Origin of the sequence: Methylobacterium brachiatum, assembly GCF_020523825.1 — a bacterium.
In the GTDB taxonomy this organism is placed as follows: domain Bacteria; phylum Pseudomonadota; class Alphaproteobacteria; order Rhizobiales; family Beijerinckiaceae; genus Methylobacterium; species Methylobacterium brachiatum.
Genome location: NZ_JAJALK010000053.1, coordinates 1 through 743, shown reverse-complemented (window position 1 = coordinate 743; position 743 = coordinate 1). Strand labels below are relative to the sequence as shown.

The window sequence follows — 743 nt, the reverse complement described above, 5'->3', positions numbered from 1 at the left end:
GCCGCCCAGATGGACGGCGCGATCCTGGTCGTGTCGGCGGCCGACGGCCCGATGCCGCAGACCCGCGAGCACATCCTGCTGGCCCGCCAGGTCGGCGTCCCGGCGCTGGTGGTGTTCCTGAACAAGGTCGACATGGTCGACGACGAGGAGCTCCTGGAGCTGGTCGAGCTCGAGGTGCGCGAGCTTCTGTCGAAGTACGACTTCCCGGGCGACGACATCCCGATCACCAAGGGCTCGGCGCTGATGGCGCTGGAGGACAAGGAGCCCAAGATCGGCAAGGACGCGGTCCTGAAGCTGATGGAGACGGTGGACAGCTACATCCCGCAGCCGGAGCGTCCGATCGACCTGCCGTTCCTGATGCCGATCGAGGACGTGTTCTCGATCTCGGGCCGCGGCACGGTGGTGACGGGTCGCGTCGAGCGCGGCATCGTCAAGGTCGGCGAGACGGTGGAGATCGTCGGCATCCGGGCGACCACGACCACGACGGTGACGGGCGTGGAGATGTTCCGCAAGCTGCTCGACCAGGGCCAGGCGGGCGACAACGTCGGCGTGCTGCTGCGCGGCACCAAGCGCGAGGACGTGGAGCGCGGCCAGGTCGTGTGCAAGCCGGGTTCGGTGAAGCCGCACACCAAGTTCAAGGCCGAGGCCTACATCCTGACCAAGGAGGAGGGCGGCCGCCACACGCCGTTCTTCACCAACTACCGGCCGCAATTCTACTTCCGGACCACGGACGTGACCGGGGT

Annotated in this window: 1 protein-coding gene; it reads left to right on the top strand. The window is 67.7% G+C overall.

All coding sequences use genetic code 11. The features are described 5' to 3' along the window. A partial coding sequence (locus tag LGR69_RS31730) for an elongation factor Tu (RefSeq protein ID WP_230368584.1) occupies positions 1-743 on the top strand: 743 nt, incomplete at both ends.